At 70.0% G+C, this 14,423-nt stretch carries 11 protein-coding genes; 7 read left to right on the top strand and 4 right to left on the bottom strand.

The window, feature by feature from the left end:
• The first annotated feature begins 16 nt into the window (after positions 1–16).
• Both STVA_RS09585 and STVA_RS09580 read left to right on the top strand, forming a co-directional pair.
• Entirely contained in the window at positions 17–1,201 is a 1,185-nt protein-coding gene (locus tag STVA_RS09585; RefSeq protein ID WP_123688872.1) for an acetyl-CoA C-acyltransferase, read from the top strand.
• An 11-nt stretch (positions 1,202–1,212) separates the two neighbouring features.
• Positions 1,213–2,007, top strand: a complete 795-nt coding sequence (locus STVA_RS09580; protein WP_123688873.1) for an HAD-IIB family hydrolase — start codon at positions 1,213–1,215, stop codon at positions 2,005–2,007.
• Between the two features lie 9 nt (positions 2,008–2,016).
• Here the strand turns inward: STVA_RS09580 and STVA_RS09575 are convergent, their stop codons facing one another.
• Complete coding sequence (locus STVA_RS09575) at positions 2,017–3,321, bottom strand: MgtC/SapB family protein (RefSeq protein ID WP_123688874.1); 1,305 nt, start codon at positions 3,319–3,321, stop codon at positions 2,017–2,019.
• A complete protein-coding gene (locus STVA_RS09570; protein ID WP_123688875.1) occupies positions 3,321–4,085 on the bottom strand; it encodes an SDR family NAD(P)-dependent oxidoreductase in 765 nt (254 codons plus the stop codon). The genes STVA_RS09575 and STVA_RS09570 overlap by 1 nt, the downstream gene beginning before the upstream one ends.
• Before the next feature lie 57 nt (positions 4,086–4,142).
• Between STVA_RS09570 and STVA_RS09565 the strand changes: the two genes are divergently transcribed.
• From STVA_RS09565 to STVA_RS09550, 4 genes are read left to right on the top strand one after another with little or no spacing between them, the layout of a single operon-like run.
• Positions 4,143–5,120: an alpha/beta hydrolase gene (locus tag STVA_RS09565; RefSeq protein ID WP_123688876.1), complete on the top strand. Its 978-nt coding sequence runs from the start codon at positions 4,143–4,145 to the stop codon at positions 5,118–5,120.
• 47 nt (positions 5,121–5,167) lie between these two features.
• Positions 5,168–6,364, top strand: coding sequence for an acyl-CoA dehydrogenase family protein (locus STVA_RS09560; RefSeq protein ID WP_123688877.1), 1,197 nt, complete (start codon positions 5,168–5,170; stop codon positions 6,362–6,364).
• A 3-nt stretch (positions 6,365–6,367) separates the two neighbouring features.
• Positions 6,368–7,480, top strand: coding sequence for an acyl-CoA dehydrogenase family protein (locus STVA_RS09555; RefSeq protein ID WP_123688878.1), 1,113 nt, complete (start codon positions 6,368–6,370; stop codon positions 7,478–7,480).
• Positions 7,481–7,488: 8 nt separating this feature from the next.
• Complete coding sequence (locus STVA_RS09550) at positions 7,489–9,288, top strand: acyl-CoA dehydrogenase (RefSeq protein ID WP_123688879.1); 1,800 nt, start codon at positions 7,489–7,491, stop codon at positions 9,286–9,288.
• A gap of 20 nt (positions 9,289–9,308) precedes the next feature.
• Here the strand turns inward: STVA_RS09550 and STVA_RS09545 are convergent, their stop codons facing one another.
• Positions 9,309–11,012, bottom strand: coding sequence for a uracil-xanthine permease family protein (locus STVA_RS09545; protein ID WP_123688880.1), 1,704 nt, complete (start codon positions 11,010–11,012; stop codon positions 9,309–9,311).
• Positions 11,013–11,202: 190 nt separating this feature from the next.
• Positions 11,203–12,987, bottom strand: coding sequence for an aspartate--tRNA ligase (gene aspS, locus STVA_RS09540; protein WP_123689818.1), 1,785 nt, complete (start codon positions 12,985–12,987; stop codon positions 11,203–11,205).
• A gap of 245 nt (positions 12,988–13,232) precedes the next feature.
• Between aspS and rnd the strand changes: the two genes are divergently transcribed.
• Entirely contained in the window at positions 13,233–14,396 is a 1,164-nt protein-coding gene (gene rnd, locus STVA_RS09535) for a ribonuclease D (protein ID WP_123688881.1), read from the top strand.
• Positions 14,397–14,423 lie beyond the last annotated feature (27 nt).

The raw sequence follows: 14,423 nt of genomic DNA, 5'->3' as shown, positions 1-14,423 counted from the left end.
GACCCGGAGGATCCCCATGGCCCGCGAAGCCGTCATCGTCTCCACCGCCCGCACCCCCATCGGCAAGGCCTTCCGCGGCGCCTTCAACAAGACCCACGGCACCGAGATGTCGGGCCATGTCGTGCGCCATGCGGTCGAGCGCGCCGGCGTCGACCCGGCCGAGGTCGAGGACGTGGTGCTGGGCTGCGGCTTCCCGGAGGGGGCGACCGGCTTCAACATCGCGCGCAATGCCGCCATCCGCGCCGGCCTGCCGGTGACGACGTCGGGCATGACGGTCAACCGCTTCTGCTCGTCGGGGCTGCAGGCGATCGCCATGGCGGCCCAGCGCGTCATCGTCGACGGGGCGCCGGTGATGGTGGGCGGCGGCGTCGAATCGATCAGCCTCGTGCAGCCCAACATGAACAAGGCGTGGCTGCGCGACGAATGGGTGATGAAGCACAAGCCCGACCTCTTCATCTCGATGATCGAGACGGCCGAGAACGTCGGCAAGCGCTACGGCATCAGCCGCGAGGCGCAGGACGAATACTCGCTCGAGAGCCAGCGCCGCACGGCGGCCGCCCAGCAGGCCGGCCGGTTCGACGACGAGATCGTGCCGCTGCCGACCATCATGGAGAAGGTCGACAAGGCGACGGAGCGCAAGTGGGACGAGCCGGTGACACTGACCCGCGACGAGGGCAACCGGCCCGATACCAGCGCCGCCGGCCTGGCCTCGCTGAAGCCGGTATTCAACGAGACCGGCTGCATCACGGCCGGCAATGCCAGCCAGCTTTCCGACGGTGCCTCGGCCGTCGTCGTGATGGAGGCCAAGCTGGCCGAGCAGCGCGGCCTGCAGCCGCTCGGCATCTTCCGCGGCCTGGTGGTCGCCGGATGCGAGCCCGACGAGATGGGCATCGGCCCGGTCTTCGCCGTGCCCAAGCTGCTGGAGCGCCACGGCCTGAAGGTCGACGACATCGACCTGTGGGAGCTGAACGAGGCCTTCGCCGTCCAGGTGCTCTATTGCCGCGACCGCCTCGGCATCCCGATGGAGCGCCTCAACGTCAATGGCGGGTCGATCTCGATCGGCCATCCCTACGGCATGTCGGGTGCGCGGATGATCGGCACCGGCCTGATCGAGGGCCGCCGCCGCAAGGCGAAGTGGCTGGTGGTGACGATGTGCGTCGGCGGCGGCATGGGGGCGGCGGGCCTGTTCGAGGTCGCGTGAGGCCGCGCGCGATGAAATCGCTCGCCGCCTTTCCCGCCGCCCATCGCCGTGCCGTCCGCTGCGTCCTGACCGACATCGACGACACGCTGACGACCGACGGCCGCCTGACCGCCAGCGCCTACCTGGCGATGGAGCGGCTGTCGCGGGCGGGGATCAAGGTGATCCCGGTCACCGGCCGGCCGGCCGGCTGGTGCGACATGGTGGCAAGGCAGTGGCCGGTGGCGGCCGTCGTCGGCGAGAACGGCGCCTTCTACTTCCGCCACGACGAGGCCAACCGGCAGTTCGTGCGCCGCTTCTGGGTCGACGAGGCCAAGCGCGCGGCCGACCATGTCCGCCTGTGGGAGATCGCGCGCACCATCCTGGCCGATGTGCCGGGCACCGGCATCGCGTCCGACCAGCAGTACCGCGCGGCCGACATCGCCATCGACTGGTGCGAGGACGTGACGCCGCTGGACGAGGCGGCCGTCCGCCGCATCGTCGAGATCGCGACGGCGGCCGGCGCCACCGCCAAGGTGTCGTCGATCCACGTCAACATGTGGTTCGGCGACTTCAGCAAGCTCGCCATGTCGCGCCGCTGCATCCAGGACGTGCTGGGGGTCGACATCGACGCCCAGCCCGAGCAGTTCGTCTTCGTCGGCGATTCGCCCAACGACCAGACGATGTTCGGACACTTCCCGAATGCCGTCGGCGTCGCCAACGTGCTCCGCTTTCGGGACCAGCTTACCCAGCCGCCCGCCTATGTCGCCCCCAGCGAGGGTGGCGACGGCTTCGCGGAGGTGGCCGACGCCCTGCTGACGGCGCGCTGAGCGGCCCGCTCACCCCGCGGGGGCGAAGGGGTTCGGCAGGTCCATCCCCTGGGCCGTGAACCAGCCGCCGACACCGGCCGCGACCGAGACCAGGATCGACGGCGCCAGCCGCACCGCCAGGCCGGAACCGGCGATGGCGCCCGCCATCACCGGCTTGACCAGCGTGTTGACCAGGGCTGCGATCAGAATGGCGGTGGCCGCCGTGGCGGCCTCGATCGACCCGGCAGCGACGCCGCCCGCCAGCGAGATGCTGATGGCGTCGACATTGACGAGGCCCGCGATCCCGGCCAGCGGGTAGAGGGCGGCCGACCCGATCAGGTTCTGGGCGGCCTGCACCAGGAATGCGGCCAGTGCGAAGATGGTGCCCATCTTCATCGCCCCTCCGAGGTCGAGCGGGTTGCCGCGCTCCTGCTCGGCCGGCGTGTCGCTCGCCATCGCGTGGCGCAGTTGCAGGCCGGCGACCACCGCGCCCGCCAGTGCAGCAGGAATCAGGGCGACGGCCAGCGGCACCAGGATGGCCGGCGCGACGATGCCACCCACCACGGTCAACCGCAGCAGCATCACCGAGGAGGCAAGCCCGATGCCGGCAGCCAGGATCGGCCGCCGCTCCGGCTCGCGCGCCGCCTGCTTCGACAGGCCGATGGTGACGGCGGTCGAGGATACCAGCGCGCCCAGCAGCGCCGTGACGGCCAGGCCGGCAGCCGGCCCGATCAGGCGGATGGCGAAGTAGCCGACATAGCCGATGGTCGCGATCACCACGACCATGCGCCAGATCCGGTCGGGGTTGATCGCCTGCCACGGCCCGAAGCCCTCGTCGGGCAGCAGCGACAGGAACACGACCGAGATCAGCAGCAGCCGCAGGGTCGCCAGCAGCTCCCGCCGCTCGAGCCGCTGCAGCAGGCCCTGCATCTCGGGCTTGAAGCCGAGGATCATGGTCATGACGATGGCGGCCGACGCCGCCACGGCCATTTCGCCGTGGCCGGCCAGCGCGCCCAGCGCGAAGGTGGCGATGGCCGCCACTTCGGTCGTGATGCCGATGGCGTCGGCCGTATCGGATTCCCGCCAGTATCCGAGCGCGAAGAACAGCGCCACGGCGGCCAGGCCGCACACGAGCAGGCCGCCACCGGCGAACGGCACCGAGATCGCCAGCACCCCGCCCAGCAGGCCGATCAGCCCGAATGTGCGCCAGCCGGCGACGCGGCTGCCCTCCTCCTCCTCGCGCCGGTTCCAGCCCCGTTCCATGCCGACGAGCAGGCCGATCCCCAGGGCCACGGCCAGCGAAACCAGCGTCTCGGTCGATTCCGGAACGGTCATCAGTTGGTCTGCCCGATGGTCACGCCGCCATCGATCACCATCACTTGCCCGGTCATGAAGCGCGCGGCATCCGACGCCAGGAACACCACCGCGCCGGCAATGTCCTCGACCTCGCCGATGCGGCCGAGCGGGCATTGCCGCAGGTTGCCGGCCAGCATCTTCTCGTCCTCCCACAGGGCACGCGCGAAATCGGTCCGCACCAGGCCCGGGGCGATGCAGTTGACGCGGATGTTGTGCCGCCCCCATTCGACGGCAAGGTTGCGCGCGAGCTGGAAGTCGGCCGCCTTGGAGATGGCATAGGCGCCGAGCGAGCCTGTCCCCTTGAGCCCGGCGATGCTCGAGACGATGATGATGGCGCCCTCGCGCCGCTCGGCCATGTCGGGCATCACCAGGCGCGCCAGCACGAGGTTGCTCCACACGTTGGTCGCCATGGTCTTGTCGAACGGCTCACGCGTCAGCCCTTCCAGCGACCCGAAATACGGGTTGACCGCGGCATTGCCGACCAGCACGTCGATGCGGCCGAAGCGTTTGCGGGTCTCGTCGACCAGCCCCTGCAACTGGTCCTCGCGGCCGACATTGCAGGGGATGGCCACGGCCTCGCCGCCGGCCGCCCGGATCGCGGCCGCCACCGGCTCGATCGCCTCGGGCTTGCGGCTCGACACCACCACCCGGGCGCCGGCCCTGGCCAGTGCCTCCACCGCCGCGCGGCCGATGCCGCGACTGGACCCCGTGACGATGGCAACCTTGCCGGCGAGATCGAACATGGACGCTTCCCCTCAACTCGTTCGCCCGGACTATAGGGGCGGGAACGGCACCTCGCCATGAGTGCGCCGCTGCGCGTGGCCGCCATCGGCGGCTTCCATGTCGGCGGCCGGCCGCACCGCGTGGAAGGCGCGCCGACCCGGGTCGCGGCCTTCGCGCCGGGCGGGCCGGCCAGGCCGTTCGACCCCAACGGCGACTACGTGGCCGGGCAGATGTACGTCCAGTATGTCCGCCTGGCCGACCCCGCGACGCCGGTGCCGCTGCTGCTGTGGCATGGCGGCGGCATGACCGGCGTCACCTGGGAGGACACGCCCGACGGCCGCCCGGGCTGGCACGATTTCTTCCTGCGCGCCGGCCGCGACGTCTACGTCTCCGACGCGACGGAGCGCGGGCGGGCCTCCTGGTTCCCCTATCCCGGCGTGATGCCGGGCGAGCCGGTGCTGCGGCCGCTGCAGGAGATGTGGGACACGTTCCGCATCGGCCCAACGGAGGGCTACCCGCTGCGCCGCCCGCATCCCGGGCAGCAGTTCCCGATCGCCGCCTTCGAGGGGCTGGCGCGCCAGATCGTGCCGCGCTGGCCCGGTAACGAAGCCGCCACCAGTCGCGCCTATGCGGCACTGCTCGACCGGCTCGGGCCGGCGGACGTGGTCGCCCACAGCCAGGGCTGCGGCTTTGCCATCGCCGCCGCCCAGGGCGGGCCGGCACGGGTTCGCCGGCTTGTGCTGCTGGAGCCATCGGGCGCGCCCGACCACGCAGGCATCGACCTGGCGCTGGCCGCCCGGGTCCCGCACCTCGTCGTCTGGGGCGACTTCTTCGGCGCCAGCCCGGTCTGGCGGCAATATCGCGCGGCCTTCGAGCGCTATGCCGATGCCCTGCGCGCGGCCGGTGGCCGGGTCGACGTGATCGACCTGCCGGCGCTCGGCATCACCGGCAATTCCCACCTGCTGATGATGGACCGCAATGGGGATGCGGTGGCGGCCCTGGTGGCCGAGTGGCTGACGTCTGGCCAGCTTGCCAACCCGCCGGCACCCCTCTAGCTTCCGGCCCACCAACCAGAACCGCTGCCGCTATCGGGAGGGCGCCCATGGATCTTGCTTACAGCGCCGAGGATCTCGCGTTCCGCGACGAGGTCCGCACGTTCATCCGGGACAACCTGCCCGCCCATATCCGCGACAAGGTCGCAGCCCAGCAGCACCTGTCGAAGGACGACTACGTCACCTGGCAGAAGATCCTGAACGGGCGCGGCTGGCTGGCCCCCCACTGGCCCAAGGAATGGGGCGGCTGCGACTGGTCGCCGGTGCAGCGCCACATCTTCGACGAGGAGCTGAACTTCGGCAACACGCCCCGGACCATGCCCTTCGGCCTGAAGATGCTGGCGCCGGTGCTGCTGCGCTTCGGCAGCGAGGCGCAGAAGCAGCGCTACCTGCCCAAGATCGTCTCCAGCGAGGAATGGTGGTGCCAGGGCTATTCGGAGCCGGGCGCCGGCTCCGACCTGGCCGGGCTGAAGACCCGGGCCGAGCGCCGCGGCGACCACTATGTCGTCACCGGGCAGAAGACCTGGACCACGCTGGCCCAGTATGCCGACTGGATGTTCGTGCTGGTGCGCACCGACCCCGCGGCCAAGAAGCAGGAAGGCATCTCCTTCATCCTGATGGACATGCGCAGCAAGGGCGTATCCGTGCGCCCGATCCGCACCATCGACGGCGGCGTCGAGATCAACGACGTCTTCCTGGACGAGGTCGAGGTCCCGGTCGAGAACCTGGTGGGCGAGGAGAACAAGGGCTGGACCTGCGCCAAGTACCTGCTGGGCCATGAGCGGTCCGGCATCGCCGGCATCGCCTACTCGAAGAAGATGCTGGGCAAGCTGCGCCAGGTCGCCGCCGAGGAGACGATCGGCGGCAAGCCGCTGCTCGAGCACGGCCCATTCCGCGACAAGATGGCCCGCATCGAGGTCGAGCTGATGGCGCTCGAATTCACCAACCTGCGGGCGCTGGCGAACGAGACCAAGGGCAACGTGCCGGGCCCCGAGCCGTCGATCCTGAAGGTGCGGGGGACCGAGATCCAGCAGGCGATTACCGAGCTGTTCGTAGAGGCGGCCGGCCCCTACGCCCTGCCCTTCCTGCCCGAGGCGCTGGAAGGCGGCTCCAACGTCGATCCGGTCGGCCCGGAAGGGGCGGCTGCGTTCGCGCCGCACTACTTCAACTGGCGCAAGACCTCGATCTATGGCGGGTCGAACGAAATCCAGAAGAACATCGTCTCCAAGATCCTTCTCAAGGCCTGATCCATGGATTTCGGACTGAACGAGCAGCAGCAGCAGCTCCAGAATTCGATCGACCGCTTCGTGCAGGACGAGTACGGCTTCGACGCGCGACGCAAGATCGTGGCATCGGAGGCCGGCTGGAGCGCCGACCATTGGCGCACCTTTGCCGATCTGGGCCTGCTGGCCCTGCCCTTCGCGGAGGAAGAGGGCGGCATCGGCGGCACCGGCGTCGACACCATGGTGGTGATGGAGGCGTTCGGCAAAGGCCTGGTGGTCGAGCCCTTCCTGCCCACCGTCGTGCTGTGCGGCAGCCTGTTGAAGCTGGCGGCCAGCCCGGACCAGCGCGCCGAACTGGTGCCCGGTATCATCGCCGGCGAGCGCCGGCTGGCCTTCGCCCATGGCGAGCGCCGGGCCCGCCACGACCTGGGCCATGTCGAGGCGACGGCCAAGGCGGACGGCGACGGCTTCGTCCTGGATGGTGCCAAGAGCGTCGTCCTGGGCGCGCCGTCGGCGACCGACTTCATCGTGTCGGCCCGCACGGCCGCCGGCATCTCGCTGTTCCTGGTGCCGGCCGACGCCGCCGGCCTGTCGCTGCGCCCCTATGCCACCATCGACGGCCAGCGCGCGGCCGAGGTGATGCTGGCCAACGTCCGCGTCGGCCGCGAGGCCCTGCTGGGGCCGGACGGCGGCGCGCTGCCCGCCATTGAGCACGCGGTCGACATCGCGGTCGCGGCCATCTGCGCCGAGGCGGTCGGCTGCATGCAGGCGACGTTCGAGCGCACGCGCGACTACCTCAACACGCGCGAGCAGTTCGGCACCCGCATCGGCAACTTCCAGGCGCTGCAGCATGCCCTGGTCGACATGTTCATCGAGTTGGAGCAGTCACGCTCCATGGCGATCGTGGCGGCCGTGCAATGCGACCTGGCCGACGCCGCCGCCCGCCGGCGCGCCCTGTCGGCCGCCAAGGTGCAGATCGACAAGAGCGGCCGCATCGTCGGCCAGTCCGCCGTCCAGCTCCATGGCGGCATGGGCATGACCGAGGAAATGCAGATCGGCCACTACTTCAAGCGGCTGACCGCCATCGCACAGACCTTCGGCGACGCCGACCACCATCTGGCGCGCTTCCAGGCAGCCTGACGGCGCCCTTGTCCAGCCTGGTCAGCCGCCGCGATCTCGACTTCCAGCTCTTCGAGTGGCTGGAGGCCGGGCGGCTGGCCGGCCGGGCGGCCTTCGCCGATCACGCGCCCGACACCTTCGCGGCCGCCATCGACACGGCGACGCGGCTGGCCGAGCGCCATTTCGCGCCGCACAATCGCAAGGCCGACCTGGAGGAGCCGCGGCTGGAGAATGGCCGCGTCGTCACCGTGCCCGAGGCCAAGACCGCGCTCGACGCCTTCGCGGCGGCCGGTTTCTTCGCCATGGAGGTGCCGGTGGACGATGGCGGCATGGGCCTGCCGCACCTGGTGGCGCTCGCCTGCTTCGGCCTCTTCGACGCCGCCAACATCGCCACGGCCTCCTACCCCCTGCTGACCATTGCCGCGGCCAACCTGATCGAGCGCTTCGGCAGCCACGACCAGAAGCAGCGCTACCTGCCGCACCTGCGCGCCGGCCGCTTCTTCGGCACCATGGCGCTGACCGAGCCCCAGGCCGGGTCGTCCCTGGGCGACGTGCGCACCACCGCCACGCCGGCCGCGGACGGCACCTGGCGCCTGAAGGGGGCCAAGATCTTCATCTCGGGCGGCGAGCACGAGCTGGCGGACAACATCGTCCATCTGGTGCTGTGCCGCATCGCCGGCGCACCGGCCGGCCCGCGCGGCCTGTCGCTGATGCTGGTGTCGCGCTTCGCAGTCGGCGACGACGGCGCGCTCGGGCAGCGCAACGACGTGGCCCTGGCCGGCCTCATCCACAAGATGGGCTGGCGCGGCACCACCTCGACCATGCTGAACTTCGGCGAAGGCGACGCCTGCGTGGCCGAGATCGTGGGCGCGCCCGGGCAAGGCCTGGCTCAGATGTTCCAGATGATGAACGAGGCCCGCATCGGCGTCGGCCTGGGGGCCGTCATGCTGGGCTATGCCGGCTATTTGCAAGCACTGGCCTATGCCAAGGGCCGGCCCCAGGGCCGCCCGGCCGAGGCCAAGGATGCCACGCGACCCCAGGTGCCGATCGTCGAGCATGCCGACGTGCGCCGCATGCTGCTGGCGCAGAAGGCCTATGTCGAGGGCGGGCTGGCGCTCTGCCTCTATGCCGGCAGGCTGGTCGACGACGCCCGCACCCACCCCGACGCCGAAGAGCGCGCCCGCGCCCACCGGCTGCTCGACATGCTGACGCCGATCGTCAAGGCATGGCCGGCGGAATGGTGCCTGGAGGCCAACAAGCTGGCGATCCAGGTCCATGGCGGCTACGGCTACACCCGCGAGTACCCGGTCGAGCAGCTCTATCGCGACAACCGTTTGAACCCGATCCACGAGGGCACCAACGGCATCCAGGCGCTCGACCTGCTAGGCCGCAAGGCGATGCTGGAGGATGGGCGGCTGCTGGCCGACCTGGTCGCCGGTATCCGGGCGACGGCCGATGCTGCCGCCGGCTCCGATGCTCTAGCCGGGCTCGCCGGCCCGCTGGCTGCCGCCGTTGACCGGCTGGAATCGGCGACTGCCCGGGTCCGCACCGTGCTGGCCGCCGGACGCGCAACCGCCGCACTGGCCAATGCCACCCCCTATCTCGACATGGCGGGCCATGTGGTGGTGGCCTGGCTGTGGCTGGACCAGGCGCTGGTGGCCGAGCGCGGCCTGGCCGCGGCTACCGCGGACGACCACGACTTCTACCAGGGCAAGCTCGCCGCCTGCCGCTGGTTCTTCCGCTGGGAACTCCCCAAGGCCGCCCATTGGGCGAGCCTGGTGGAGGACATGGACATGACGGTACTCGACACCGATCCCGGCTGGCTCTGACCCGAGCAGGACGGCCGCCTTCAGTGCTCGAAGCGGATGGTGACCGCCTGCCGTTCGCCGTCCGAGCGCAGCGTCAGCGAATCCGAAAGCTGGCTCAGCGTCCAGCCGACATAGCGGCCGATGTCGCGCTCGTCGCCCAGCAGCGATTCCGGGGCCGGCTGGGCGGTCGGTCGCTCCAGGGGGATGCCTTCATAGGCGACGACGACGTCGAGATGGGTCTCGTCGAACTGCACGTCGAGCCGCACGGCCTCGCGCGCCAACCCGGCCTCGACGATGGCCTCCACCGCCAGCGCCGTGGTGCGCGAGGCGGCGATGATGACGTCCCGCCTGGCGCCCCATAGCTCGCCCTGGCGGTCGAGGAACTCGTGCACCACCAGGAACGGGTTCTCGCCGACCGGCATCGCCAGTTGCGCCTGCCGGCTGATGCCGATCTGGAAGACCAGGTTGAGGCAGAGTGCGGTGATGGCCGCCAGCGACAGGGGCGAGCCGAAGAAGGGCGCGATCGACGGCGGCAGGCCGCGGAAGACCAGCGGGATCACGAGCAGGCTGATCCCGGCGATGATCGACAGGCCGACGGTGAAGACCCGCCGCTCGCTGAGGCGGCGCGACAGGATCAGCTCCATGCCCGACGTGATCAGGTAGGCGGCCGAATAGAGGATGATGGCGCCCAGCACCGGCTGCGGCACCATGGTGGCAGTCGCCGCCACCCGCGGGCAGAGGGCCGCCACCACCAGCATGATTCCGGCCGCCATGCCGATGACGCGCGCCGTGGCGCCGGTCGCGAATGCCAGGCCGACGTTCGACGACGAGATATGCGTCGGCATGCCCCCCAGCACGCTGCTGATGGTGCAACTCGTGCCGTCGGCCACCATGCCGCGGGAGACGCCGGCCAGATCGGCCCGCCGCCAGTCGGCATCGTTCATCCGCTGGACCGAGATCATCAGGCCCAGCGTGTCGATGGCGGCGATGAAGGCGCCCAGCAGGATGGCCGGCAGGAACGCCATGTCGAACGCGAAGCCCGGCAGGCTGAGCGGCAGGTCGATCCAGGGCAAGGATGCGATCGAGCCCGACGGCGTCGGCCCGTCATGGCCCATCGCGATGGCCAGCAGCCAGCCGGCGCCGATGCCGATCGGCAGCGCGAACAGCTTGGGCGTGCCCTTGGCGAAGATGGCGACCGACAGCATCAGGGTCAGGGTGACGGCCGATACCAGCAGGCTGTCGGACTGGAATGCGGCCCGGTCGGCCGACAGTTCCAGCGACCGGTCGAGCCCGGGCACGATCAGCGACACGCCCAGCATGGTGACGGTGACGCCGCATACCTCCGCCGGCAGCAGGCGCCGCAGGGGCCGGATGATGCGGCCCATGGAGGCCTGCACGGCCGCGCTGAACAGGCCGAGCGTGGCGATCAGCGCCGGGCCGCCGACCGAGCCCGCCTGGATCAGCGTCGGGATGTGGATCGGATTCGGGTTGTGGATCAACAGGTAGCCGCTGCCGAAGCGGCGCCACGACTGCAGGATCGTGCCCACCCCCATGGCGAAGATCGTGGCGGTGACGAAATGGCGGGTCGCTTCCGGAGAGAAGCCCGCCCCTGCCGCCACGATCAGCGGATAGGCGATGAACATCAGGATCAGCACGGTGTGCTGAAAGGCCAGAATCAGGACTACGGACAGCGGTGGCCTGTCGTCCAGGCCAAACGCCAGGTTCGAGGGTTTCCGTCCGGCCATCTGGTCTCCGTCTACATCATCCGCTCTGGCGCGAAGACCGGTCGCGGCGTGCGTTCACTCTGCACCGCGACTTCAGCCTTGCGGCAACGAACGGATCATTGCCCCCGGACGGAGGTTCCCTGCAAACGCTGGCGTTGTCCAGCCTGTTCGCCGCTCCCGCCAGACTGGCGGGCGGGAGCGGCGGCGGCGGTCAGGGCTTCTTGATCGGCGGCAGGTCGAGACGGATATGCAGTTCCTTCAGCCGCTCGGCCGGGACCGCGGCCGGGGCCTGCATCAGCAGGTCCTGCGCCTGCTGGTTCAGCGGGAAGGCGATGATCTCGCGGATGTTGGGCTCGTCGGCCAGCAGCATGACGATGCGGTCGATGCCCGGGGCCGAGCCGCCATGCGGCGGGGCGCCGAACTTGAAGGCCGCCAGCATGCCGCCGAAGCGCGCCTCGACATCCTCGCGCGAATAGCCCGCGATGCCGAAGGCCTTGTACATGATCTCGGGCTTGTGGTTGCGGATGGCGCCGCTCGACAGCTCTACCCCGTTGCAGACGATGTCGTACTGGAAGGCCTTGATATCCAGCGGGTTCATCGTCTCCAGCGCTTCCAGCTCGCCCTGGGGCATGGAGAAGGGGTTGTGCGAGAAGACGATCTGGTTGGTCTTCTCGTCCAGCTCGTACATCGGGAAGTCGGTGATCCAGCAGAAGCGGAAGGTGCCTTCCTCGTAGAGGCCCATCTCCTGGCCGATGCGGTTGCGTGCCGCCCCCGCCAGCTTGGCCGCCGGCCCCTTCTTGTCGCCGACGAAGAAGACCGCGTCGCCGTCGACGGCACCGGTCGCCGCCCGGATCTCGGCCACCCGCTCGGCCGACAGGAACTTGGCGATCGGCCCCTTGGCCTCGCCGTCGGCCAGCGTGATGTAGCCGAGGCCCGGCGCACCTTCGCCGCGGGCCCAGTCGTTCAGCTTGTCGAAGAAGCTGCGCGGGCGGGCAGCCGCCCCCGGCGCGCGGATCGCGCGGACGACGCCGCCGGCACCCACGATCTTCACGAAGACCTGGAAGTCCGACTTGGCGAAGATGGCCGAGATGTCCTCGATCACCAGCGGGTTGCGCAGGTCGGGCTTGTCCGACCCGTACTTCAACATCGCCTCGTCGAAGGGGATGCGCGGGAATGGCGGCGGGGTGACGGCGCGGTCGCCCGAGAACTCGTCGAAGACGCCCGACAGCACCGGCTCGATCGTGCGGAAGACGTCTTCCTGGGTGACGAACGACATCTCGAAATCGAGCTGGTAGAACTCACCGGGGGAGCGGTCGGCGCGGCTGTCCTCGTCGCGGAAGCACGGCGCGATCTGGAAATAGCGGTCGAAGCCCGCCACCATCAGCAGCTGCTTGAACTGCTGGGGCGCCTGCGGCAGGGCATAGAACTGCCCCGGATGCATGCGGCTCGGCACCAGGAAGTCGCGCGCGCCCTCGGGCGAGCTCGAGGTCAGGATCGGCGTCTGGAATTCCGCGAACCCCTGCTCGATCATGCGCCGCCGGATGCTGGCGATCACCTTGGACCGCAGCATGATGTTGCGATGCACCGCCTCGCGCCGCAGGTCGAGGAAGCGGTAGCGCAGGCGGATGTCCTCGGGATAGTCAGCATCGGCATTGACCGGCATCGGCAGCGTGTCGGCCACCGACTGCACCGTCAGCTCGGCGATCTGCAGCTCGATGGCGCCGGTGTCGAGCTTGGCGTTGGTCGTCTCGGCAGAGCGGGCCACCACCTTGCCGGTGACGGTGATGACGCTTTCGACCCGCAGGGTGTCGACCGCGGCAAAGAGACTGCTCGAGATGTCCACGACGCACTGCGTGATGCCGTAATGGTCGCGCAGGTCGATGAAGACGAGCTGACCGTGGTCGCGCTTGCGGTGGACCCAGCCGGAAAGGCGGACCTGGCCGCCGACGTCGCCGGCGCGGAGCTGGCCGCAGGTATGCGTGCGATAGGCGTGCATCGTGAAACCGTCGAAAAGGAGCGGGAATCGGGCGCGCGAAAAGCGCATGGCATCACCGCCCCTGTCAAGACGAAGGGGACGGCCGCGGGACGACAGGGCCCACCGAAAGCGTCGCTCGACCGCGTGCCGGTCGGCGCCTAATGTCGTCCCGACGTTCCTCTTACATCGGAAGAGCCGCCGATGCCACAGGACCCGATGCCACATGACATGGCCCCGCCGCAGGGCGGGGCGCAAACAGAGGCCGAATGACGCTGATCGCCGACACCGAATCCCTCGCCGCCTTCTGCCAGCGCCAGATCGGCGCCGACTATGTCGCGGTCGACACCGAGTTCATGCGCGACAAGACCTATTGGCCGCAGCTCTGCCTGGTCCAGGTGGCCGGGCCGGAGGAAGCCGCCGCCATCGACCCGCTGGCGCCCGGCATGGACCTGGCGCCGCTGCTGGAACTGATGTTCGACGAGCGCATCGTGAAGGTGTTCCACGCCGCCCGGCAGGACATCGAGATCTTCTACCACCTGACCGGCCGCATCCCCGAGCCGCTCTTCGACACCCAGGTGGCCGCCATGGTCTGCGGCTTCGGCGAGGCCGTGTCGTACGAGAACCTGGCGACCAAGCTGGCCGGTGCCCGCATCGACAAGTCGTCGCGCTTCACCGACTGGGCACAGCGGCCGCTGACCCCGCGCCAGCTCACCTACGCGCTGTCCGACGTCACCCACCTGCGCCCGACCTACGAGAAGCTGCGCCGCCGGCTGGAGAAGTCCGGCCGCGGCGAGTGGCTGGACGAGGAGATGAACGTCCTGCTGGAGCCCGGGACCTACCGGCTGGAGCCGGCGGAGTCGTGGCGACGGTTCAAGGTGCGTGGCGGCAGCGGCCGCTTCCTGGCCGTCCTGAAGGAGGTCGCGGCCTGGCGCGAGCGCACGGCCCAGGACAAGGACATGCCGCGCGGGCGCATCCTGCGCGACGAGGCGGTGCTGGAGATCGCGGCCCACCACCCCGCCAGCGTCGACGACCTGGCGCGCACCCGCGGCCTCGGCAAGGGCCTGGCCGAGGGGCGCTTCGGCTCCGAGATCCTGGAGGCCGTCCATCGCGGCCTGGCCCTGCCCGAGGCCGACCTGCCGCAGCCGCCGCCGCGCCAGGACATGCCGCCCGGCCTGGGGCCGCTATGCGACCTGCTGCGGGTGCTGCTGAAGATGCAGTGCGAGGAACACGACGTCGCCCAGAAGCTGGTGGCGTCGGCCGACGACCTGGAGCGCATCGCGGCCTCCGACGACGCCGATGTGCCGGCGCTCGAAGGTTGGCGGCGGGAGATATTCGGCCAGCATGCCCTGGCCCTGAAGCACGGCAAGCTGGGCCTGACCGCCCACGGCAAGTCGATCGCGGTCGTCGACCTCGGCCGGGTGGCAGTCTGATCGCTGCTGGGCAGCGAGCCGCTGCCC

The organism is Stella humosa, from assembly GCF_006738645.1.
GTDB classification, from domain to species: Bacteria; Pseudomonadota; Alphaproteobacteria; order ATCC43930; family Allostellaceae; genus Allostella; species Allostella humosa.
The sequence above is the reverse complement of the archived record's forward strand: the minus strand, read 5'-3'. Positions and strand labels throughout refer to the sequence as shown.

Bases quoted from the DNA above. Each gene is read 5' to 3' on its own strand.
- STVA_RS09555 (WP_123688878.1), top strand. From the start codon at position 6,368: ATGGATTTCGGACTGAACGAGCAGCAGCAGCAGCTCCAGAATTCGATC.
- STVA_RS09560 (WP_123688877.1), top strand. From the start codon at position 5,168: ATGGATCTTGCTTACAGCGCCGAGGATCTCGCGTTCCGCGACGAGGTC.
- aspS (WP_123689818.1), bottom strand. From the start codon at position 12,987: ATGCACGCCTATCGCACGCATACCTGCGGCCAGCTCCGCGCCGGCGAC.
- STVA_RS09585 (WP_123688872.1), top strand. From the start codon at position 17: ATGGCCCGCGAAGCCGTCATCGTCTCCACCGCCCGCACCCCCATCGGC.
- STVA_RS09545 (WP_123688880.1), bottom strand. From the start codon at position 11,012: ATGGCCGGACGGAAACCCTCGAACCTGGCGTTTGGCCTGGACGACAGG.
- STVA_RS09575 (WP_123688874.1), bottom strand. From the start codon at position 3,321: ATGACCGTTCCGGAATCGACCGAGACGCTGGTTTCGCTGGCCGTGGCC.
- rnd (WP_123688881.1), top strand. From the start codon at position 13,233: ATGACGCTGATCGCCGACACCGAATCCCTCGCCGCCTTCTGCCAGCGC.
- STVA_RS09565 (WP_123688876.1), top strand. From the start codon at position 4,143: ATGAGTGCGCCGCTGCGCGTGGCCGCCATCGGCGGCTTCCATGTCGGC.
- STVA_RS09570 (WP_123688875.1), bottom strand. From the start codon at position 4,085: ATGTTCGATCTCGCCGGCAAGGTTGCCATCGTCACGGGGTCCAGTCGC.
- STVA_RS09580 (WP_123688873.1), top strand. From the start codon at position 1,213: ATGAAATCGCTCGCCGCCTTTCCCGCCGCCCATCGCCGTGCCGTCCGC.